Source organism: Streptomyces griseofuscus (assembly GCF_014673495.1).
GTDB classification, from domain to species: Bacteria; Actinomycetota; Actinomycetes; order Streptomycetales; family Streptomycetaceae; genus Streptomyces; species Streptomyces murinus.
In genome coordinates this window covers 7868628-7888939 of the sequence record NZ_CP051006.1, presented here as the reverse complement: position 1 = coordinate 7888939, position 20312 = coordinate 7868628, and the positions used below count along the sequence as shown (strand labels likewise).

Below are 20312 nucleotides of genomic sequence, written 5' to 3'. Positions count from 1 at the left end.
CGACCCGAACAGCGAGGGACAGTACCGCAGATGACCACCACCGACGCGCGGACCTCAGGACGCAAACCAGCCCAGCTCGTGGACATGAACTGGGATCCGATCACCCGGATCATCGGCAACCTGGGCATCTACACGAAGATCGACTTCGCCAACCGTGAGGTCGTGGAGTGCCACAGCACCTCGTCGCTGTTCCGCGGCTACTCGGTGTTCATGAAGGGCAAGGACCCGCGCGACGCCGGGTTCATCACCTCCCGGATCTGCGGCATCTGCGGCGACAACCACACCACCTGCTCCAACTACGCCCAGCAGATGGCCTACGGCGTCAAGCCGCCGAAGCTGGCCGAGCACATCACCAACCTCGGCGAGGCGGCGGAGTACATCTTCGACCACACGATCTTCCAGGACAACCTGGTCTTCGTGGACTTCTGCGAGGCGATGGTCAAGGCCACCAACCCCGGGGTGCTGGCCCGCGCCGAGCGCACCGACGCGCCCCGCGGGGATGTGCACGGCTACCGCACCATCGCCGAGATCATGAAGGCCTTCAACCCCTTCGAGGGCGAGGTCTACAAGGAGGCGCTGAAGGTCAGCCGGATCACCCGGGAGATGTTCTGCCTGATGGAGGGGCGCCATGTGCACCCCTCCACGCTCTACCCGGGCGGCGTCGGCACGATGCCGCAGCCGAGCGTCTTCACCGACTACCTCAGCCGCCTGATGCGCGTCATCGACTTCGTGAAGAAGGCGGTGGCGATGAACGACGACGTCTTCGACTTCTTCTACGAGGCGCTGCCGGGCTACGAGGAGGTCGGCAAGCGCCGTATTCTGCTGGGCTGTTGGGGCGCCTTCCAGAACCCGGACGTGGTCGACTACCGCTACGCCACCATGAACGAGTGGGGCAAGGCGATGTACGTCACCCCGGGCATCGTGGTGGACGGCAAGCTGGTGACCAACAACCTGATCGACATCAACCTCGGGCTGCGCATCATGCTGGGCAGCTCCTTCTACGAGGACTGGGTGAACGAGGACCCGTTCGTCACCCACGACCCGCTGGGCAACCCCATCGACATGCGCCACCCCTGGAACCAGACCACGGTACCGGTGCCGCAGAAGCGGGACTTCGAGGGCAACTACAGCTGGGTGATGAGCCCGCGCTGGTACCACCCGGACACCGGTGAGCACCTCGCCCTGGACACCGGCGGCGGCCCGCTCGCCCGGCTCTGGTCGACCGCGCTGAGCGGCCTGGTGGACACGCCGTACGTGAAGGCGACCGGGGGCGGTATCCGCATCACCCTGCCCAAGGGCGAGAAGCTGCCGGAGACCACCCTGGAGTGGCGCATCCCGAAGTGGAGCAACACCCTCGAACGCGACCGCGCCCGGCCGTACTTCATCGCCTACGCCGCCGCGATGGCCCTCCAGTTCCTGGAGGAGGCCATGGGGATGTTGCAGAGCGGCGACACCAAGGTCTTCGAGAACTTCGAGGTGCCGGACGAGTCGATCGGCTGCGGCTTCCACGAGGCGGTGCGCGGGGTGCTCTCGCACCACCTGGTGATCCGGGACAAGAAGATCGCCAACTACCATCCGTACCCGCCGACCCCGTGGAACGCCAGCCCCCGTGACATCTACGGCACGCCCGGTCCCTACGAGGACGCGGTCATGGGCCAGCCGATCTTCGAGGAGAACGGGCCCGACGACTTCAAGGGCGTCGACATCATGCGCACGGTGCGCAGCTTCGACCCCTGTCTGCCGTGCGGCGTCCATATGTACATGGGCAAGGGCAAGACCCTGAGCACCGTGCACTCGCCGACGTACGGGGCCAACCATGGCTGATCCGGCCGGACGCCTGGCGGATCCGGCGGTGGAGGCCCGGCTCGCCCGGCTCGACGAGGTGCTGGCGGGCCTTGAGCACACGCCCGGCCCGGCCCTGGAGGCGGTACGGCTGCTGACCGAGGTCTACGGCGAGGCCCTCGCCCGGGTCCTGGACGGCGCCGACGAGCGGCTGGGCGCGCGGCTGGCCGGTGACGAGCTGGTCGGGCACCTCATGGTGCTGCACGGCGTGCACCCGCAGCCCCTGGCCGAGCGGGCCGAGCGCGCCATGGAGCGGCTGCGGCCGGCGGTGCGCGAGCGCGGCGGCGACCTGACCTGGGCCGGGGTCGAGGGCGAGGTCGCGCGGGTGCGGCTCGACTCCGGCTCCAAGGGCGGCTGCGGTGGTGGCTGCGGGAGCGGCTCCGCGGACATCGCCGCGGCGGTCCGGGAGGCCGTCCTGGCGGTGGCCCCGGAGCTTGCCGAGGTGGAGATCGTGCCGGCCGGCGAGGAGCGCAAGGCCGCCCCCGCCTTCGTACCGCTGAACACGATCAAGCGCCGGTCCGTGCCGCAGGAGGCGGGGTGAGCGTGGAGGGGGCACTCGCCCGGGTCATCCGCTCCGCCGCCGACCGCGCGGCCACGGCCGACGCGGAGAGCTGCGAGCTGTGCGCGGCCCGGGTCGCGGACGAGCACCCCCATCTGTACGACACCGGGGCCGCCGAGGTGCGCTGTGTGTGCGGCCCCTGCTCGGTGCTGTTCGCGGACGGCGCGGCGGGCGAGGGCCGCTACCGGCTGGTGCCCCGGCGCCGGCTGCGGCTCCCGCCGGTCGACACCGGGGTGCTGGGTGTCCCGGTGGGGCTGGTGTTCTTCGTGCCGCGCTCCGACGGGGCGGTCACCGCGCAGGGGCCGAGCCCGGCCGGGGCGATGCGCTGGGAGGTGGACGCGGACGCCTGGCGGCGGCTGGCCGCCGAGGTCCCGCAGGTGGCGTCCATGACCCCGGACGTGGAGGCGCTGCTGGTCAACACCGTGCGCGGGCTCGCGGAGCACTGGATCGTGCCGGTCGACGACTGTTTCCGGATGACCGCGCTGGTCCGCCGCGAGTGGCAGGGCCTCTCCGGTGGCGGGCAGGTCTGGGCCGCCGTAGAACAGTTCTTCAGGGACCTCACCGAACGGTCGTAGTCGTACGGCCTGGAAGGAGAGCGGACATGGGCACCATCCGAGTGGGCCGCCCCGAGGCGAAGCCCGACACCCCGAGCCATGTTCCCGGGCTGCACCAGGGCAACAAGGGCCCGTACCAGGAGCAGACCGGACACCACCGGGACGGCAGCTCCGACGCGCGCCGCTCCACCGGTATCCACTGGAAGCGGCATGACGCCCTGGGCGAGAGCATGCCGAACATCTCGCCCGGCTGAGAGAACGGAAAGTGACCGCCATGAGCGATTGTAGAAGCAGAAGGCGCACGCGATCGGGGATGTCCGGACGGCAGCTGCTGCTGCTCCAGGCCGCGCTGGTCGGCGGCGTGATCACCGCCCTGGTGATCAAGGAGTTCCCCGGGATCATCCGGGAGTTGCGGATCTTCCGGATGACCGGCGGTCCGGGCGCGAACCGGCGCTACCCCTGAGGCGGCCGTGCACGAACTGTCGATCGCGTCGGCGATCGTGGAACAGGCCGAGGAGATCGCCCGCGCGGACGGTGCGGACCGGGTGTCAGCGGTGACCGTCCGGGTCGGTGAGCTGTCCGGGGTGGTGCCCGACGCGCTGGACTTCGCCTTCGAGGTGGCCCGCGACGGCACGGCGCTCGCGAATGCCCGGCTCGTGGTGGAGCCGGTGCCCGCGCTGGCGTGGTGCGACGGGTGCGCCGAGGAGTTCGCGGTGGGCATACCGCCGTTCTTCTGGTGCCCGCACTGCGATCGCCCCTCCCAGGAGCTGCGCAGCGGACGCGAGTTGGAGATCACGGGCGTCGACACGTAGGAAGCGCCAAGGGAAAGCCCGGCCCCCGCCGAGGACGGCGGGGGCCGGGCTTTCCCTTGGCGCTCGCGGTCCCGGTCAGCAGATCCGGGGCAGCTGCTCGCCCAGCGGCAGGTCCACGACCCGGGTGCCGCCGAGGCCGGTGGCGACGACGACCATGCCCGGGTGGTCGGCCACGCACTCGCCGATCAGCGCGGCGCCGGTGCCCTGCGGATGGGCGTGCATGGCGGCGAGCACCGCCTCGGCGTGCTCGGGGGGTACGAAGGCGACGAGCCGGCCCTCGTTGGCGACGTACAGCGGGTCGAGGCCCAGGAAGCCGCAGGCGTTCGCGACCTCCTCCGGAACCGGGACCGCCCGGTCGCGCAGCAGCACGCCGGTGCCGGAGGCGCGGGCGATCTCGTTCAGGGAGGCGCCGAGCCCGCCCCGGGTGGGGTCGCGCAGGACGTGCAGATCTTTGGTGACCTCCAGCATGGCCGCGACCAGACCGGCCAGCGGCGCGGTGTCGGAGACGATCTCGACGCCGAACTCCAGGCCCTCGCGCACGCTCATCACGGCCACGCCGTGCTGTCCGATCGGCCCGCTGACGATGACCGCGTCGCCGGGCCGGGCGCGCTGCGGGCGGATGTCGACGCCGTCGGGGACCAGGCCGACGCCGGCCGTGGTGACGTAGACGCCGTCGCCGTGACCGGACTCGACCACCTTGGTGTCGCCGGTGGCCACGGTGACGTCCGCGGCCCGGGCGGCGGCGCCGATGGCGCGGGCGATCCGCCCGACCACCTCCAGTTCCACGCCCTCCTCCAGGACGAAGGCGGTGGAGAGGAAGGCGGGCCGGGCGCCGCTCATCGCGAGGTCGTTGACGGTGCCGTTGACGGCGAGGTCGCCGAGGCCCCCGCCGGGGAAGAACAGGGGCCGTACGACGTAGGAGTCGGTGGAGAAGGCGAGCCGGGCGCCGCCGAGGTCGAACACGGCGGAGTCGGTGAGGGCGGCGAGCACGGGGTTGCCGTAGGCCGGGGCGAAGACCTGCTCGATCAGCTCGGCGGAGAGGGCGCCGCCGCCGCCGTGGCCCATGACGACGACCGGCTGGTCGTGCAGCGGGGCGGGGCAGGTCCAGTTAGCCGGGTCGACGGCGGTCTCGGGGGTGGCGGCGGGGGTGGCGAGGTCAGCCAACGGGGTTCATCTCCTCCCGCGGGATCCGCGATCCCTGCGGTGCCGGGGTGTTCATGCGGCGGTAGAGGTAGTAGGCGGCGCAGGCGCCCTCGCTGGAGACCATGGTGGCGCCGAGCGGGGTGCGCGGGGTGCAGGCCGTGCCGAACGCCTCGCACCCGGTCGGCTTGAGCAGGCCCTGGAGGACCTCGCCGGCCCGGCACACGGCCGGTTCCTCGGTGCGGATGCCCGAGACGTCGAAGCGGTGCTCGGCGTCGTGGGCACGGAAGGCGTCGGTCAGCCGCCAGCCGCTGGCCGGGATCCGGCCGATGCCGCGCCAGTTGCGGTCGGTGACCTCGAAGACCTCCTCCAGCATGCGCAGGGCGGCCGGGTTGCCCTGCTCGCACACGGCCCGCGGATAGGCGTTCTCCACCCGGTGCTCGCCCCGCTCCAGCTGTTGCACGGCGCGCCGGATGCCCTCCAGGATGTCGAGGGGTTCAAAGCCGGTGACGACGACGGGGACGCGGTGCTTCGCGGCGAGGTCCGGGTACTCGGCGGTGCCCATCACACTGCACACATGCCCGGCGGCGAGGAAGCCCTGGACCCGGCAGCTGGGCGCGGTCATGATCGCCTCGATGGCCGGGGGGACCCGGACATGGGAGACCAGCAGGCTGAAGTTGCCCAGGCCCAGGCGGCGGGCCTGGTGGACGGCCATGGCGTTGGCGGGGGCGGTGGTCTCGAAACCGATGGCGAAGAACACCACCTCGCGGTCGGGGTTCTTGCGGGCGAGTTCGAGCGCGTCCAGCGGGGAGTACACCACGCGTACGTCGCCGCCCTCGCCCTTGACCCGGAACAGGTCGCGGTCGGTGCCGGGCACCCGCAGCATGTCCCCGAAGGAGCAGAAGATCACCTCGGGGCGGGCGGCGATGGCCAGGGCCTTGTCGATGACGTCCAGCGGGGTGACGCACACCGGGCAGCCGGGGCCATGAATCAACTCGACCTCTTCGGGCAGGAGTTGGTCGATGCCGTGCCGGATGATGGAGTGCGTCTGGCCGCCGCAGACCTCCATCAGGGCCCAGGGGCGGGTGACCGTGGCACGGATGTCGTCCAGCAACCGGCGGGCGCGCTCGGGGTCGTTGAACTCCTCGATGTACTTCACCGGACCTCACTCTCGTTCTCCTGGCGGGCCGCCTGTTCCCACGCGTCGCCGAACTCCTCTTCCAGCAGTCCGAGTTGGTCGAACAGCTCCAGGGAGGCGCGGGCCGACTCCTCGTCGAGGCGCTGGAGCGCGAAGCCGACGTGCACGATCACGTACTCGCCGACCCGCACCTCGGGCAGGTACTCCAGGCAGACCTGTTTGCGGACGCCGCCGAAGTCGATCAGGCCGGTGAGGGGGTCGGCCTGGTGGTCGATGGACACGACCTTGCCGGGCACTGCCAGACACATGGCTCACTCCGTCTCGTGGTGGGGTGCGGTGGCCGCGACCATCAGCTGGCCGAGCGCCAACCCGCCGTCGTTCGGGGGGACTTCGCCGTGCCGCAGGACCGTGAAGCCGTCGGCGCGCAGCAGGTCCGTGCACTTCTCCTCCAGCAGGGCGTTGGCGAACACCCCGCCGGTGAGGGCGACCGTGTCGAGGCCGGTCGCGCCGCGGGCCCGGCGGCAGATCTCGGTGACGGCGCGGGCCACGCCCCGGTGGAAGCGGGCCGCGAGGACCGGGGCCGGGGTGCGGCGGAGCCGGTCGGCGAGCAGCGCCCGCAGCATCGGCGCGGGGTCGCAGGCGAGGGTGGCGCCGCCGCTGAGCCCGAAGGGGTACGCCACCGCGTCCGCGTCCCGCGCTTCGAGGGCCGCGGCCTCCAGCTCCAGCGCGGCCTGTGCCTCGTATCCGGCGCGGTGGCAGACTCCGGCGAGGGAGGCCACGGCGTCGAAGAGGCGGCCCATGCTGGAGGTGGGCACGCAGGCCACCTGGCGGTCCAACTGGCGTCGCAGCAGGGTGAGTTCGGACGCGGAGCAGGCGGCGGTGCTGGGCAGTTCCGCCGCCCAGGGCAGGCCGGCGGCCCACAGCCGGGCCAGGGCCAGCCGGCACGGGTTGGCCACGCCCGCGTCCCCGCCGGGCAGCGGGGCGGGGGTCAGATGGGCGAAGCGGCGGTAGCCGGTGTAGTCGGCGAGCAGGATCTCGCCGCCCCACACCGTGCCGTCGTCGCCGTACCCGGTGCCGTCGAAGGCGACGCCGATGACCGGGGTGGTGCCGTCGAGGCCGTGTTCGGCCATGGCGGAGGCGATATGGGCATGGTGGTGCTGGACCAGCCGCAGCGGCAGCCGGGCGCCCGCGCGTCTGCGGGCCCAGCCGGTGGAGTGGTACCCGGGGTGCCGGTCGGCGGCGATCAGCCCGGGGGTGACCTTGGTCAGCCGGCTCAGCTGCCGTTCGGCCCGCCGGGCGGCGTCCAGCGTGGCCAGGTCGCCCATGTCGCCGATGTGCGGTCCGAACCAGGCGAGTTCGCCCTCGCCGAGGCAGGGCGCGTTCTTCAGGTCGCCGCCGACCGCGAGCGCGGGCCGCACCGGGACCGGCAGCCGCAGCGGGCGTGGGACGTAGCCGCGCGAGCGGCGCAGTACCTGTTCGGTGCCGTCGGGGCGGATCCGCAGCAGGGAGTCGTCGCAGGGCGCGGCGATGGGCCGGTCATGGGCGAGCCAGGCGTCGGCGAGTCCCGCGAGCCGGGTGCGGGCCTCGGTGTCGTCGGTGACGATGGGTTCGCCGGAGCGGTTGCCGCTGGTCATGACCAGGGCCCGGGGTCCCGGTGGGTCGCCGGGCAGCCCGAACAGCAGGGTGTGCACGGGGGTGTACGGCAGCATGATCCCGAGATGCGGGCTGCCGGGGCAGACCTGGTCGGCCAGTTCCCCCGCGGGGGTGCGGCGGCGGACCAGCACGATGGGGCGGCAAGGTCCGGTCAGCGCGGCGCGCTCGGCGGGGGTCAGCACCGCGAGGCGCTCGGCGACCGCGAGATCGGCGCACATGACGGCGAACGCCTTGCCGCCGCGCTCCTTGCGGCCGCGCAGCGTGGCGACGGCCGCCGGGTCGGTGGCGTCGCAGGCCAGGTGGTAGCCGCCGAGCCCCTTGACGGCGACGATCCGTCCGGCGGCGAGCAGTTCCCGTGCCCCCGCGAGCGCGTCCGCGTCCCGCGCGGGGCGTACGCCTGGCCCTGTCAGGGTGAGCCGGGGCCCGCAGCCGGGGCAGGCAACGGGCTGGGCGTGGAAGCGCCGGTCGGCGGGGTCGCCGTACTCCCGGGCGCAGTCGGGGCACATCGGGAAGCCGGCCATGGTGGTCGCCACCCGGTCGTAGGGCATGCCGGTGGCGATGGTGAAGCGGGGGCCGCAGTGGGTGCAGGTGACGAACGGGTGCCGGTGTCTGCGGTCTTCCGGGTCGGCGAGTTCGCGCAGGCAGTCGGCGCAGGTCGCGGTGTCGGGCGGGAGCTGGGTGCGGCCGCTCGCCCGTTCGGTGGAGCGGATCGCGAAGGGTCCTGCGGCGCCCGTGGCGGGCAGGTCCTCGTGTGCGACCCGGGACACCGTGGCCAGCGGCGGGGGCCGGTGGGCCAGCAGTTCGCAGAACCGGGCCACCTCCGCCGCCGGGCCCTCGACCTCGATCAGTACGCCGTCCCCGGTGTTCCCGACGAATCCGGCCAGGCCCGTCTCGGCCGCCAGGCGGTGCACATACGGCCGAAACCCCACCCCCTGCACGGTGCCGTGCACGGTGAGGCGGCGGCGGACCGGGCCGGTCGCGGGAGCGGTCATGCGACGGGCGCGGACTCGGTGTGCTGGTGGGGGCGTTCGTACGCGTGCGTGTGGTCGTGTCCGTGCGGATGCGGGGCGAGCGGCGGCCGGTGCGCGGGGGCGCCGTCGCGGGCGGCGAGGGCGCGGTCGAGGACGGTGCCGACGCCGTCGCCGGTGCGGGCGCAGGACCGTACGATCTCCACCCCCGGGTTGACCCGGTGAACGTTCGCGCGGAACGTGCTCTCGTCGAATCCCGCGGCCTCGGCGAGGTCGGTCTTGGTGATGACGACGACATGGGCGGAGCCGAACGCGGTCGGGTACTTCAGCGGTTTGTCCTCACCCTCGGTGACCGCCATCAGCACGATCCGCAGGTTCTCGCCGAGGTCGTAGGAGGCCGGGCAGACCAGATTGCCGACGTTCTCCACGAAGAGCACCGAGGTGTCCTCGGGCAGCCAGCCCGCGAGCCGTTCGCGCACCTGGCGGGCCTCCAGGTGGCAGAGCCCGTCGGTGAGGACCTGCTGGACGGGGGCGCCGGAGCGGGCGAGCCGGGTGGCGTCGTTCTCGGTGGCCAGGTCGGCGGTGAGCGCGGCCACGGGCACGCCCCGCGCCACCGCGTCGGCGAGCATCCGGCCGAGCAGTTCGGTCTTGCCGCTCCCCGGGCTGGACAGCAGGTTGACGACGGCCACCCCCTGTTCCGCCAGTTCCTCGCGCAGGCGCGCGGCGAGGTCGTCGTTCTTCGCCAGGACGGCCTGTCGGACGTCGGACCGGCACATGGGCGCTGCTCCTCGGGTTCGGCGGCTGGGCCCCGGGCCGCGTCCCGCGCGGCCCGGGTGTCACCGATCTTCGGCCGTCGCGGGCGTGTGGGCGGGCAGCGCAGCCGGGTGCGGCGGGCCGTTTTCCATCGAGCGGCCCAATGCGGCGGCCGGTGCGGCCGGGTCGGCCAGCAGCAGCGGGACGAGCGCGTGCAGCGCGGTGACGGCGGGTGCGACGGCGGCGCGCACGGCCGCGCTGAGCCCGGGCAGGATGTCCTCGTCCCCGGCGGGCAGCACCTCCGGCTCGCAGGCCAGCACCAGGACCCGGGGCAGCGGCTCCTCGCCCAGGTGGGTGGCCAGGGCCAGCACCTTCGCCGGATCCATGCCGTGCGCCTCCGGCGCGACGGTGCCGTCGGGGGGTTCGGCCTCGATCAGGGACAGCGTCCCGGGCCGCTGCCCGCGCCGGGCGGCGTCCACGAGTACGGCGGTGACGCAGCCGCCGAGCAGGTCGTAGGCGAGGTCGAGGCCGCGGATGCCGTAGTCCCGCACCCGCACCCGCGCCTGTACCTCAGGGGCCAGCGGCCGCTGTTCGAGGGCGCGGATCACCTCGGGTCCGAAGGCGTCGTCGGCGAGGAAGATGTTGCCGACACCGGCGACCAGGAGGGGGGCGGTCATCGCGGGGCTCCGGCGGGGGCGGTGCGGCCGGTGAGCGGCTGCCGGGGGTCGGGCGGTGCGGCCAGCGGGCGGGTCGAGCCGCTCGGGGTCTTGCGGACGAAGGCCGCGCGCAGGGCGTGGTAGGGGGCGTGCGGGTCGAAGAACAGGGCGTGCATACGGGTCAGTTCGGCCCGCCGGTACGTGGCGAGAGGTTGGTGCCGTTCGTCGGCGGCGCGGGCGGACGCCTTCGCGGCGATACGGCGGTCCAGATCGGGGGCGGTGGCGAGGGTGGCCGCGAGCCGTTCCACCGCCGCGGCGAACTCCCCCGGCGCGGCCGGTACGAGCCGGTCCACCAGGCCGATCCGTTCGGCGTTCGCCGCGCTCACCGGCAGCGCCTCCTCGGTCAGCCGGCGGGCCTCGTCCTCGCCGACGCGGCGGGGCAGGGTGTACGTCCAGAACTCGGAGCCGTACAGGCCCATGCGCCGGTAGTGCGGGTTGAGGACCGTGCCGGTGCGGCTCCAGACCTGGTCGGCGGCGAGGGCGAGCAGCGCGCCGCCCGCGGCCGCGTTGCCGGCGAGGGCGGCCACCACCAGCCGGTCGGTGGTGCGCAGGACCGCCTCCACCAGGTCGTCCATGGCGTTGAGGTTGACCCAGGACTCCTGCCCCGGATCGGCGGCCGCCTCGATGACGTTGAGATGGATGCCGTTGGAGAAGAAGTCGCGCGGCCCGCCGAGCACCAGGACCCTGGTGGGGCGGGTGAGCGCGTGCTCGTAGGCGGCGAGCAGCCGGCGGCACTGGTCGGTGCTCATCGCGCCGCCGGGGAAGGAGAAGCTCAGCAGCCCGACGTCACCGTGCTGCCGGTAGCGGATGTCGGTGTAGGTGCACCGGTCCTGGGGCAGCTCCAACGGGGCCGGGAGGTCGGGGAGTTCGAGGCCGGGGTCCAGGGCGGCGAGGACCGCGGCGGCGGGGCGGCGGAAGGGCGCCGGGTCGCCGGAGTTCTTGCGCGGGCGCAGTTCCGGGATCCAGACCGCGCCGTCCCGGGTGGCCCGGCAGACCGCTCCCGCGCGGCGGGCCAGCAGTTCGCCGGGCCGGCCGCGCAGTTCGTCCTCGGGATGCCCGCCGTGCAGGAACAGCTCCCGGCCGAGGAGTTCGTCGAGGACGCCGGGCCGGGAGTCGGCGCCGCGCAGCTTGCGCAGCACCGTGGCGGTGTCGTCGTGCGCCCAGTCGACGCGGCGCCGCTCCTGGCGGAAGGGGTCCCGCCGGACGACGTCGATCGCGGGGTCGCTCTGCGGACGGGGCTTGAACGCGCCCTCCGTGTGCCGGCGTACGGCCGTGAGGACGGCGGTGACGGCGGCGTCGGCGACCTCGTTGCGGTACAGGTCGCTCTTGCCGACCGGCGCCACCCGGAACGGCTCGTCCGCCCAGACGGGTCCCGCGTCCATCCCGGCCTCGGCCTGGAGCACGGTGACGCCCCACTCCGTCGCTTCGGCGGCGACGGCCCAGTCCAGCGCGGAGGGCCCCCGGTCGCCGGGCGGTCCCGGATGCACGATCAGACAGGTGTGCTCCCGCCACACGTCCTCCGGCAGGGCGGTCGTGAGCATCGGGGCGATCACGAGGTCCGGGGTCCGCTCCCGTACGGCGGCCCGCACCGGCTCCGGGCCCTGCGCTGCCAGGACGACGTCCACGCGGTGCCCCCGGTCGGACAGTTCGGCGTACACACGCTGGCAGAGGCTGTTGAACGCGCTGGCCACGAGCAGGATGTCCATGACGCGGCATGCTCACCCCTGCGGCGCGCCCCGCGAAGGACCGCCACGGGGATTCACCCCCGCCGCGCGGCGCCCTTGCGCCATCCGGACCGCGCGAGCGGGATCCGTGCCGTGTCGCGCCGCCCCCTTCGGGAACTCGGTCCCTGCCCTCGGCTGAGCCGACCGACTGGAGGCCCCATGACGACGGACGCCGCACACTACGACGAGCGAGGCGAGGTACCGCTCGCCGGCTACGCCGTCCTCGCCTCCGCGTTCGCGGCGGGCACCGGCGCGTTCGCGCTGCTGGCCCGGCAGCGGGGCGTACGGCTGCCCGAGCGGGTGCCGCCGTGGGACGTCGTCCTGCTCGGCACCGCCACCTACAAGGCGTCCAGGCTGCTGGCCCGGGACAAGGTGACCAGCTTCGTGCGGGCCCCCTTCACCCGCCGCATCGGCGAGGGCGAGGCGAACGAGGTCCTGGACGAGCCGCGCGGCCGAGGCCTGCGGCGTGCCGTCGGCGACCTGCTGTCCTGCCCGTTCTGCGTCTCCGCCTGGGCCGCCGGGACGCTGGTGTGCTCCTACGCGGCCGCGCCCCGGCTGACCCGTCTGGCCTGCGGCGGCTTCGGCGCGCTGACCGTGGCGGACTGGCTCCAGTACGCCTGGACATGGACGCAGCAGACCGAGGAGGACTCAGCGTCACTCCTCGTCGGACGCCGGGATCAGTTCAATGTCGAGCACGCCCTCGTCCTGGAACAGCTCCGAGGTCAGCCGGGCCGGGTCCTGGGTGCCCTCCAGTTCGAGGAGGACGCGGGCGGCGTCGTCCGTACGGCCCGGTAGTCGTTCGAGTTTGACCTGGACGATGCGGAAGCCGAGCCGGGTGCAGGTCTCCATCAGGCGGGGCAGCAGGGCGGTGCCGGTGCGGTAGGTCAGCCGGGCCTCGAAGGCGGCGGCGGTCGCGCCGGGGACCAGCCGGACGGAGAAGTAGGAGTAGCCGCGCACCACCAGGAAGTGCAGCGCCGTGACCGCAAGCGCGAGCACGGGCAGCCCGCCGCCGCAGGCCATGCCGACGGCGCAGGTCAGCCAGACGGTCGCGGCGGTCGTCAGGCCCCGTACCGCGTCCCGCCGTACGAAGATCAGACCACCGCCGATGAAGCCGATGCCGGAGACGATCTGGGCGGCGACGCGGGAGGGGTCGAAGGAGACGTGCTCCAGGCCGAGCACCGCGGTGAACCCGTGCTGGGAGACCTCCATCATCAGCGCGCTGGCGATGCCGACCAGGGTGTGGGTGCGCAGGCCCGCGCTCTTCTGCTGGGCCGCGCGCTCCCAGCCGATCAAAGTCGACAGCACCAGCGCGAGTCCCAGCTCGGCCAGCTGTCTGGGTCCCTGGCCGTTGTGTATGTCCCACAACGGTGCCGCCAGCCACACTCCCGCCATGCACGCCTCTCATCTCATCGCGCCGATTCGTCCTGCCGCTGGCGTCTACCCCCGAGGTGGTCTCCTGACGCTACCGGCCCGTTCCGCTCGGCGCCCGTCGGCCATCCGCCGACCGGGAGAGGGGGACTCGGCCTTGGCAGCCCCGCGCCGACGAGGCTTCGTGCGGCACGGGGAAGATGGTCGGAAAGATGCGGGCACTCGCCCAGTTGCCGCCGGACATGGCCGACGCGGTGCGGCGGGCGGCTGACGCGGAGGCGATGTCCGGCGCCCGGGGATCGGGTGCCCGGCGATCACGGGCACGGGGCCCGGACGCCCGCGAGGACACCGCGCTGCGGGACGCCGCCGCCGTCATAGAGGTCCTGGACACCGCGCCGGCCCCGGAACTGACCGAGCGGACGGCGGGCGCGCGGCACGGGTGGCGGCGGTCGGACAGGGGCGCCTGGTCCGGCGCCCCAGACGGTCAGCGATGCTCGGGCCTGGCCCGGCGGCGTCTGCGCACGCGGGCGGTACTGGGCTTCGAGGGGCGGGTCACCCATCGGTCCTCGACCTGGTCGAGACCGAAGAGCAGAAGGCTGAGAACGGGGAGCAGCAGAACCGCGACGGTGATCACTGGAGGCACACCTCCTGGCCGACGACACCCCGCGAGTGCCCCGACGCGAACCCGCCCACCGTGGAGAGCTGTGAAGGTCCCGTGACCGCCGTTCGCGCCAGGGCCGCGTGGCCCACGTCCACTGTCACATCACTCGGCCCCCGCCACATCTCCTGGCGGGCGCCGGACACCGGGGCCCGGCGGGCGGTCACTTCGTGGGCGGCGTGTGACCCGGGCGCGGGCGCTGGACGGGCCGGGTGGGCGGGGGTGTGCTTACGGTGCTTCCAGGAGCGTGGGACGGGAGCGACGGTGGGCGATGCGCGGCGGCGGGCGGCCGGGCCAAGCGGCGGGCGCCGGGCCGGGCTCGGCAGCCGGCCCGCGTACACGGTGCGGCCCGCCTACTCCGTGCGGCTCGCGGCCTCCCCGCGCCCCGAGCCGTCGGAGCCGGTGACCGAACGCACCGTGCCCTGGCTGCGGGTCGCCGCGGCCTACGCCTGGCGGCTCATCCTCGTCGGCATCGTCGTCTACGGCGTGTTCATCGTCCTCGGCAGCTTCCAGCTGATCGCCGTCGCCCTGTTCCTGGCGCTGGTCATCACCTCGGTGCTGCGCCCGCTCGCCGACCTGCTGAACCGCATCCTGCCCAGGCCGCTGGCCGTCGCCGTCGCGCTGGTCGGCAGCCTGCTGGTGCTCCTCACGCTGCTCGCGCTGGTCGGCAACGCGGTGGCGGGCGAGTCGCCCCGGCTCGCGGGCGAGTTCCGCGGTGGTGTGCACCGGATCGAGGAGTGGCTCCAACGGCCGCCGTTCCGGCTCAGCCCCGGCCGACTCTCCGCGCTGGAACGCCAGTTCACCCACTACCTCACCGCACACCGCTCCAACCTGCTCAGCAGCGCCGTCAGCGGACTCGGCCGGGTGGTGGAGCTGGTGACCGGCGGGGCGCTGGCGCTGTTCGCCTCGGTGTTCTTCATCCACTCCGGGGAGCGGCTGTGGGCCTGGGCGCGCGCGGAACTGCTGCCGGCCGGGGCGCGTACGGCCTGGGACCGGGCGGGACGAGCCGCCTGGCGGACCTTCGCCGGGTACACCCGCGGCATCATCATCGTGGCCGCCACCAACGCCGTCCTGGTGGGCGTGGCGCTGCTGTTGCTGCGGGTGCCGCTCGCGCTGCCGCTGACCCTGCTGGAGTTCTTCGCCGCGTTCGTGCCGCTGGTGGGCTCGCCGGTGGCGCTCGCGGTCGCCACGGTGGTCGCGCTGGCCGGGCGGGGGCCGCTCACCGCCCTGGCCGTGCTGGCGCTGATCGTGGTGATCGGCCAACTGGAGGGGCATGTGCTGCATCCCGTGGTGATGAGCTGGGCGGTCCAGCTGCATCCGCTGGTCGTCGCCGTGTCGGTGATCGCGGGCAGCATCGTGGCCGGGGTGATCGGCGCGATCGTCGCGGTGCCGCTGATCTCGGTGGTGTGGGCGGTACTGAAGGCGCTGCGGGCCGTACCGCCCTGAGCGGCCTCGACGTGACCCGAACGTGGGATCACCTGTTCCATCGAACAGGTGGACGTCGCTCATCAGCCCGCTCCGTGGAGGCGGCGCCGCCATCGTGTTGCCCGGGGCGGCCGGGCGAGACATTCACCGCAGCGCCGCGGCCACCAGCCCGGTGATCTCCTCCTCCCGGACTCCGCCGCCGTTCACCAGCCGGTCGAAGACGAGCCCGTCCACGCAGAGCAGCAGCCAGACCGTCCGCTCCTCCGCGTCCGCCACGCCCTGAGCCGCGAGGAAGTCGCACACCGAGCGCCGCGCCCGGTTCTCGCGCGGCACGAGAATTTCGCGCAGCGCGGGGTCATGGACGCTCTCCACGGCGCAGGCGTAGCGCGCGAGCGTACGGCGACGGCCCTCCCCGGTGAGCCGCGCCTGGATCAACTCGCCGATTCCGGCGGCCAGTTCGGCGGCAGACCGGGGCACCGGCAGCAGTTCACCCAGCTGCTCCAGTTCCGCCTGGTCGAGGGCCACCAGACGGCGTACCAGCGCGGTCACCAGCGCCTGGCGGGTGCGGTAGTAGGCGGAGGTGGTGCCGGCGGGCAGCTCCGCCGCACGGTCGACGGCGCGATGCGTCAGCCCCCGGATGCCGGTGTCGGCGAGCACGGTGATGGCCGTGTCGGCGAGGAGAGTACGTCGATCAGTGGACACCCCCTCTTTCTACACCCCGCCTTCTACACCTGTAGAACCTCGCTGTACGGTCTTCTACAGCTGTAGAAAGGCGAAGGGGGCTCGGCATGGGCGGCACGGCGGTGGTGGTCGGGGGCGGCATCGGCGGGCTGGCGGCGGCCATCGGGCTGCGCCGGATCGGCTGGCGGGTACGGGTCGTGGAGCGGGCGGCGGCGCCGGCGGACGCGGGCGCGGGCATCTCGCTGCACGCCAACGGGCTGCGGGCGCTGGACGCGCTCGGCGCGGCGGCGGCGGTACGGGCGGCGGCGCACCCGCAGTACACCGGGGGCACCCGCACCCCCTCGGGCCGCCGGCTGGCGCACATGGACGGCAGGGCGCTGGAGCGGGCACTGGGCACACCGATCGTCGGCATCCGGCGCTCGGTCCTGCACCGGCTGCTGCGCGAGCGGCTCCCGGACGACTGCCCGTACATCGGCGCGACCGTGCCCTCGCTGTACCGCTCCGGCCCTACCGAGGTGGGCGTGCCGCTCCCGGACGGCGTCATGGCGGCGGACCTCGTGGTCGCGGCGGACGGGGTGCACAGCCGGTTGCGCGCCCAGCTCTTCCCGGACCATCCCGGCCCCTCCTACAGCGGCTCCACCGTGCTGCGGGCCATCACGCGAAGCCCGTTGGACCTGTCCACCGACTTCGAGCTGACCTGGGGCGCGGGCGCGGAGTTCGGGCACATCGGCCTGGCGGACGGCCACGCCGAGTGGCACGCGGTGCTCAACTCACCGCCCGGCACACGGCATTCCGATCCGCTCGGCATGCTGCGCCGCCGCTTCGACGGCTGGCACGAGCCGGTCCGCACCCTGCTGGCGGCCACCAGGGCCGAGGACGTCCTGCACCACGACATCCATGAACTCGCCACTCCCCTGCCGTCGTTCGTCTCCGGCCGGGTCGTCCTGCTCGGCGACGCGGCCCACGCGATGACCCCGAACCTCGGCCAGGGCGCCTGCCAGGCACTGGAGGACGCCGCGGCACTGGCCGCCGCACTCGCCGAGGCACCGTCCCTCGCCCGGGCACTGGCCCGGTACGACGCCGAACGCCGGCCCCGCGCCCAGGCGGTGGCCCGCGCCGCCCGCCGGGCAGGCCGACTGGGCCAGCAACTGTCCGGCCCCCTGGCCATCGGCCTGCGCAACACCGCGATGCGACTCGTACCGGCCAGGGTCGCCATGCGCGCGATCCTGCGCCACGCCGACTGGACACCACCGGTGATCCCGGTGGTGGATCGGGCGTCGTGACGCCGGGCGCCGCGAGTGCCTCCGTGCCCGCGGGTCAGCCGGAGGCGAAGGTCTTCAGTTGTGTCGTGCCGCCGTTGAAGCGGTCGTGGTCGCCGACCGTCTTGCCGGTGGAGGTGTACTGCCACATCGTGTAGTACGCCCAGCCGGCCGGCAGTGTGCCCGGCGTCGAGGCGTAGCGGGCGATCCACAGCGGGTTGGTCGCGCCGAAACCGCTGTAGTTCCCGGTGCACTGGGTCCACCAGTTGGTGGCGGTGTAGATCACCGCGGCGCGGCCGGTACGGGCCTTGTAGCGGTTGAGGAAGTCACGGATCCAGGTGACCATCTGGCTCTTGGACTTGCCGTAGCAGTCGCCGCCGTACGGGTTCCACTCGATGTCGAGCACGCCGGGGAGCGTCTTACCGTCCGCCGACCAGCCGCCGCCGTGGTTCACGAAGTAGTCCGCCTGGGCGGCGCCGCCGGTGCTGTCCGGGGTCGCGAAGTGGTAGGCGCCGCGCACGATGCCGACGTCGTAGGAACCGGTGTACTGCTGGGTGAAGTAGGCGTTCTTGTACGACGTTCCTTCCGTGGCCTTGGTGTACGCCCAGCGCACCCCACTGCCGTACAGGGTCGACCAGGCGACGTCGCGCTGGTAGCTGGAGACGTCCACGCCTTCGGTCTGGCCGGTGCGGGAGTCGGGGAGCGAGTCGGCGGTGGCGCCGCGGGCGATGCCGTCGTGGGCGAGGACGCCCATGCCCATGTAGGCGCTGCCCCGCTCGGGGGTCACGGCGCCGCTCTCGGGGAGGGCGGCCGGGACGGACAGGGTCAGGAGGAGGCCGGTCAGCACGCCGGTGACGGTCAGGCGTGAGCGGCCGCGGGAAAGGACTATCGAGCTTCGCACGGCTTCCATCTGACCCGGCATCGGGCCGCACCGCACTCCGGGTTCCGCCCAACGAAGGCGGCTACTCACCGGTTTGGTCCATCCGGGTGGCCCGAAGGCCGGTCATGGGCGCCCCTTGCGGGGTTCCCACGACCGGCCGGGGGCCTGTCAGCCGTCGATGCGGTGCTGGGTCCAGAAGGAGGTCAGGTCCGTGCTGGTGGCGGCCTGGGCCGCGGCCTTGAACTCGGCCGTGGTGGAGACGCCGTACCAGTGCGCGGTCGCATAGTCCTTCAGCAGCTTGGTCATGGCGGTGTCGCCGATGAGACGCCGGAGGTCGTGCAGGGCGCACTTGCCGTAGCCGTAGACCACGGTGGAGTAGCGGGAGGAGTGGGCGTCCCAGTACGCCATCGAGTTGGTGATCTTCTCCGCGCTGGAGGCCCAGGAGACGCTGTTCCAGCAGTTGGCGCCGGTGATGCCCTGGGCGAGGTCGGTCGAGTAGTCCGCGAACGCCTCGTCCAGCCAGGGGCTGTTGTACTCGTCGTCGCCGACGATGCCGTACCACCACTGGTGGGCGATCTCATGGGTGAGCGCGGTGCTGCTGACCAGGTCGAGGACGAAGCCGGGGTACTCCATTCCGCCGAACCAGTAGTTGTTGTCGAGCACCGCGTCCAGCTCGCCGTACGGGTAGGCGCCGAAGCGGCCCGCGTGGGCGTCGACTGCGGACTTGGCGGTGCTGAGCATCGACTGGGCGCTGGAGGAGCTGATGCCGGACACCGAGTAGACGTTCACGGCGACGCCGGCCGGCGAGGTGCCGGAGATCTTGCTGAAGGGCCCGGCGGCCCAGGCGAAGTCACGGACCTGGGAGGCGGTGGCCGTGGTAATCGTACGACCGCTCGTGCCGGGGGTGTCGGTGGAGGTGCCGGTGGCGGGGACCAGCAGGCTCGTCGGGTGGTCGAGGGTGACCTTGAAGTCGGCGGCCAGGGAGTAGAAGGCCTCGCCGTTGTTCGTGTACGGGTCGAGGTGCCAGCCCGCGCCGTCCCGGATCGCGAGGACGGGCAGGGCGTTGCCGATGTTGCTGTACGCGCCGTCGTGCCCGAAGCGGTCGGCGCCGCTCGGCACGGTGATGCCGAGGTCGAAGCCGATGGAGGCGCTCTGTCCCTGGGTGAGCGGGGCGGGCAGCGTGATCTTCAGCGCGGTGCAGGCCACGGAGAGGTCGCCCGCGGTGCCGCCGGTGACGTTGGTGACCTTGATGGGCATCGCGGAGCAGGTGCCGTGGTAGTTGTCCCACAGCCGCAGATAGACCTCGTTCAGCGCGGTGGCGGAGGCGTTGGTGAAGGTCACGCTCTCGTGCCCGGTCCAGGCGGTGCCGCTGCTGTCGCTGCTGAGGTTCACCGTGTAGCCGGGCGCCGCGGGGGTGCGGGTGGTGTCGGTGGCCGGGGGCGTGGTGCCGCCGGAGGTGTCGAGGGCGATGTCGTCCAGGACGAAGCTGGTCTGGAGGCTGGAGTCCTCGGTGCCGGTGAAGGAGAGGTTCACCGTCTGCCCGGCGAAGGACGACACGTCGAACGACTTCTGCACATAGCCGGTGTTCTTGTCGAGGTTGGACCAGCTGCCCAGCGTGGTGCCGCCGATCTTGGCGGTCAGCTTGTCGTAGGCGGTGCTCGACGTCGTCTCGGCGGTGTCGATGTGCAGATAGAAGCTGAGGGTGGCGGTGGCGCACCCGCTGGGGAGGGTGACGCTCTGGGTGAGGCTGTCGGTACGGCTCTTCCCGGTGCCGTCCAGCCAGGCGTACGAGCTGCCGCCGTGCGGGCTCTGCCCGGTGCGGCTGGTGATCACGGTCGACGTGGACGGGGTCCACGCCGGACTCCCGTTCTCGAAGCCGCCGTCGGTGACCACCTGGGCGGGTGTGCAGTCGGCGGCCGCGCGCACGGGTGCGGGTGCGGTGTGCGCGGCGGCGGGTACGGCGGGGAGGAAGAAGGCGGCCAGCGCGGCGGCGGTGAGCGCGGCAACGCCTGCGGCCTTGTGGGGGGTGGGTCTCACACGCTACTCCTTCGGGGCGGCCGGGGTCCCGGCCTGCTCGACGACCGCCCGGCCGGCTGGGATGTGCCGGGGCGGTCGCGTACGGGGCTTGCGCGAGCGCGGTGCTGAGGAAACGGTCGCCTCCCCCGCTGAGGTCGGGGCGACG

20 protein-coding genes and 1 pseudogene are annotated in these 20312 nt (G+C 73.1%); 9 read left to right on the top strand and 12 right to left on the bottom strand.

Going from position 1 to position 20312, the window contains the following annotated elements; all coding sequences use genetic code 11:
• Window positions 1-30: 30 nt before the first annotated feature.
• From HEP81_RS35720 to hypA, 6 genes are read left to right on the top strand one after another with little or no spacing between them, the layout of a single operon-like run.
• Window positions 31-1824 carry a nickel-dependent hydrogenase large subunit gene (locus HEP81_RS35720; protein ID WP_037653848.1) on the top strand — a complete coding sequence of 598 codons (1794 nt, stop codon included), beginning with the start codon at window positions 31-33 and terminating at the stop codon, window positions 1822-1824.
• Window positions 1817-2383: a NifU family protein gene (locus HEP81_RS35715; protein ID WP_037653847.1), complete on the top strand. Its 567-nt coding sequence runs from the start codon at window positions 1817-1819 to the stop codon at window positions 2381-2383. Before HEP81_RS35720 ends, HEP81_RS35715 begins: the two co-directional genes overlap by 8 nt.
• Window positions 2380-2976 (top strand): DUF5947 family protein, encoded by a 597-nt coding sequence (locus tag HEP81_RS35710; RefSeq protein WP_037653845.1) that lies wholly within the window; start codon window positions 2380-2382, stop codon window positions 2974-2976. The genes HEP81_RS35715 and HEP81_RS35710 overlap by 4 nt, the downstream gene beginning before the upstream one ends.
• 26 nt (window positions 2977-3002) lie before the next feature.
• The gene (locus HEP81_RS35705; RefSeq protein WP_037653844.1) at window positions 3003-3209 is read left to right on the top strand and encodes a hypothetical protein; all 207 of its coding nucleotides are present in this window, start codon (window positions 3003-3005) and stop codon (window positions 3207-3209) included.
• A 59-nt stretch (window positions 3210-3268) separates the two neighbouring features.
• On the top strand, window positions 3269-3418 hold the full coding sequence (locus tag HEP81_RS35700; RefSeq protein ID WP_164932484.1) for a hypothetical protein: 150 nt from the start codon (window positions 3269-3271) through the stop codon (window positions 3416-3418).
• A 7-nt stretch (window positions 3419-3425) separates the two neighbouring features.
• Window positions 3426-3767, top strand: coding sequence for a hydrogenase maturation nickel metallochaperone HypA (gene hypA, locus HEP81_RS35695; protein WP_037653842.1), 342 nt, complete (start codon window positions 3426-3428; stop codon window positions 3765-3767).
• A gap of 75 nt (window positions 3768-3842) precedes the next feature.
• Here the strand turns inward: hypA and hypE are convergent, their stop codons facing one another.
• Genes hypE through HEP81_RS35660 form a run of 7 tightly spaced genes read right to left on the bottom strand, consistent with a single transcriptional unit; the run spans window position 3843 to window position 11841 of the window.
• Entirely contained in the window at window positions 3843-4931 is a 1089-nt protein-coding gene (gene hypE / locus HEP81_RS35690; RefSeq protein ID WP_037653841.1) for a hydrogenase expression/formation protein HypE, read from the bottom strand.
• A complete protein-coding gene (gene hypD / locus HEP81_RS35685; protein WP_037653840.1) occupies window positions 4924-6066 on the bottom strand; it encodes a hydrogenase formation protein HypD in 1143 nt (380 codons plus the stop codon). Before hypD ends, hypE begins: the two co-directional genes overlap by 8 nt.
• Window positions 6063-6353 carry a HypC/HybG/HupF family hydrogenase formation chaperone gene (locus HEP81_RS35680; protein WP_037653839.1) on the bottom strand — a complete coding sequence of 97 codons (291 nt, stop codon included), beginning with the start codon at window positions 6351-6353 and terminating at the stop codon, window positions 6063-6065. Before HEP81_RS35680 ends, hypD begins: the two co-directional genes overlap by 4 nt.
• A 3-nt stretch (window positions 6354-6356) precedes the next feature.
• Complete coding sequence (gene hypF, locus HEP81_RS35675) at window positions 6357-8690, bottom strand: carbamoyltransferase HypF (RefSeq protein WP_037653837.1); 2334 nt, start codon at window positions 8688-8690, stop codon at window positions 6357-6359.
• On the bottom strand, window positions 8687-9442 hold the full coding sequence (hypB, locus tag HEP81_RS35670) for a hydrogenase nickel incorporation protein HypB (RefSeq protein ID WP_051850047.1): 756 nt from the start codon (window positions 9440-9442) through the stop codon (window positions 8687-8689). The genes hypF and hypB overlap by 4 nt, the downstream gene beginning before the upstream one ends.
• Before the next feature lie 60 nt (window positions 9443-9502).
• A complete protein-coding gene (locus HEP81_RS35665; RefSeq protein WP_037653836.1) occupies window positions 9503-10096 on the bottom strand; it encodes a hydrogenase maturation protease in 594 nt (197 codons plus the stop codon).
• Window positions 10093-11841 carry a hydrogenase maturation protein gene (locus HEP81_RS35660; RefSeq protein ID WP_051850046.1) on the bottom strand — a complete coding sequence of 583 codons (1749 nt, stop codon included), beginning with the start codon at window positions 11839-11841 and terminating at the stop codon, window positions 10093-10095. The genes HEP81_RS35665 and HEP81_RS35660 overlap by 4 nt, the downstream gene beginning before the upstream one ends.
• Window positions 11842-12018: 177 nt before the next feature.
• On the opposite strand from HEP81_RS35660, the pseudogene HEP81_RS35655 reads away from it, so the two are divergent.
• Window positions 12019-12465, top strand: a pseudogene (locus HEP81_RS35655) (DUF1360 domain-containing protein); the annotation flags it as partial.
• Window positions 12466-12513: 48 nt separating this feature from the next.
• Here the strand turns inward: HEP81_RS35655 and HEP81_RS35650 are convergent.
• Window positions 12514-13251, bottom strand: coding sequence for an MgtC/SapB family protein (locus HEP81_RS35650; protein ID WP_037653834.1), 738 nt, complete (start codon window positions 13249-13251; stop codon window positions 12514-12516).
• A gap of 460 nt (window positions 13252-13711) precedes the next feature.
• Window positions 13712-13861, bottom strand: coding sequence for a hypothetical protein (locus tag HEP81_RS35645; protein ID WP_172624465.1), 150 nt, complete (start codon window positions 13859-13861; stop codon window positions 13712-13714).
• 288 nt (window positions 13862-14149) lie between these two features.
• On the opposite strand from HEP81_RS35645, the gene HEP81_RS35640 reads away from it, so the two are divergent.
• Complete coding sequence (locus HEP81_RS35640) at window positions 14150-15331, top strand: AI-2E family transporter (protein WP_037653832.1); 1182 nt, start codon at window positions 14150-14152, stop codon at window positions 15329-15331.
• A 123-nt stretch (window positions 15332-15454) separates the two neighbouring features.
• Here HEP81_RS35640 and HEP81_RS35635 read toward each other — a convergent pair whose 3' ends face one another.
• Window positions 15455-16012 carry a TetR/AcrR family transcriptional regulator gene (locus tag HEP81_RS35635; protein WP_037653831.1) on the bottom strand — a complete coding sequence of 186 codons (558 nt, stop codon included), beginning with the start codon at window positions 16010-16012 and terminating at the stop codon, window positions 15455-15457.
• An 86-nt stretch (window positions 16013-16098) separates the two neighbouring features.
• On the opposite strand from HEP81_RS35635, the gene HEP81_RS35630 reads away from it, so the two are divergent.
• Window positions 16099-17274, top strand: a complete 1176-nt coding sequence (locus tag HEP81_RS35630) for an FAD-dependent monooxygenase (protein WP_037653830.1) — start codon at window positions 16099-16101, stop codon at window positions 17272-17274.
• 34 nt (window positions 17275-17308) lie between these two features.
• Here HEP81_RS35630 and HEP81_RS35625 read toward each other — a convergent pair whose 3' ends face one another.
• Together HEP81_RS35625 and HEP81_RS35620 are read right to left on the bottom strand one after the other, a co-directional pair.
• Window positions 17309-18160, bottom strand: a complete 852-nt coding sequence (locus HEP81_RS35625) for a lysozyme (RefSeq protein WP_078967265.1) — start codon at window positions 18158-18160, stop codon at window positions 17309-17311.
• A gap of 138 nt (window positions 18161-18298) precedes the next feature.
• A complete protein-coding gene (locus HEP81_RS35620) occupies window positions 18299-20167 on the bottom strand; it encodes a M1 family aminopeptidase (RefSeq protein WP_037653829.1) in 1869 nt (622 codons plus the stop codon).
• Window positions 20168-20312: the final 145 nt, after the last annotated feature.

Coding starts and splice junctions, on each gene's coding strand:
- HEP81_RS35720 (WP_037653848.1), top strand. CDS start 31: ATGACCACCACCGACGCGCGGACCTCAGGACGCAAACCAGCCCAGCTC.
- HEP81_RS35715 (WP_037653847.1), top strand. CDS start 1,817: ATGGCTGATCCGGCCGGACGCCTGGCGGATCCGGCGGTGGAGGCCCGG.
- HEP81_RS35705 (WP_037653844.1), top strand. CDS start 3,003: ATGGGCACCATCCGAGTGGGCCGCCCCGAGGCGAAGCCCGACACCCCG.
- HEP81_RS35700 (WP_164932484.1), top strand. CDS start 3,269: ATGTCCGGACGGCAGCTGCTGCTGCTCCAGGCCGCGCTGGTCGGCGGC.
- HEP81_RS35680 (WP_037653839.1), bottom strand. CDS start 6,353: ATGTGTCTGGCAGTGCCCGGCAAGGTCGTGTCCATCGACCACCAGGCC.
- hypF (WP_037653837.1), bottom strand. CDS start 8,690: ATGACCGCTCCCGCGACCGGCCCGGTCCGCCGCCGCCTCACCGTGCAC.
- hypB (WP_051850047.1), bottom strand. CDS start 9,442: ATGTGCCGGTCCGACGTCCGACAGGCCGTCCTGGCGAAGAACGACGAC.
- HEP81_RS35665 (WP_037653836.1), bottom strand. CDS start 10,096: ATGACCGCCCCCCTCCTGGTCGCCGGTGTCGGCAACATCTTCCTCGCC.
- HEP81_RS35660 (WP_051850046.1), bottom strand. CDS start 11,841: ATGGACATCCTGCTCGTGGCCAGCGCGTTCAACAGCCTCTGCCAGCGT.
- HEP81_RS35650 (WP_037653834.1), bottom strand. CDS start 13,251: ATGGCGGGAGTGTGGCTGGCGGCACCGTTGTGGGACATACACAACGGC.
- HEP81_RS35630 (WP_037653830.1), top strand. CDS start 16,099: ATGGGCGGCACGGCGGTGGTGGTCGGGGGCGGCATCGGCGGGCTGGCG.
- HEP81_RS35625 (WP_078967265.1), bottom strand. CDS start 18,160: ATGGAAGCCGTGCGAAGCTCGATAGTCCTTTCCCGCGGCCGCTCACGC.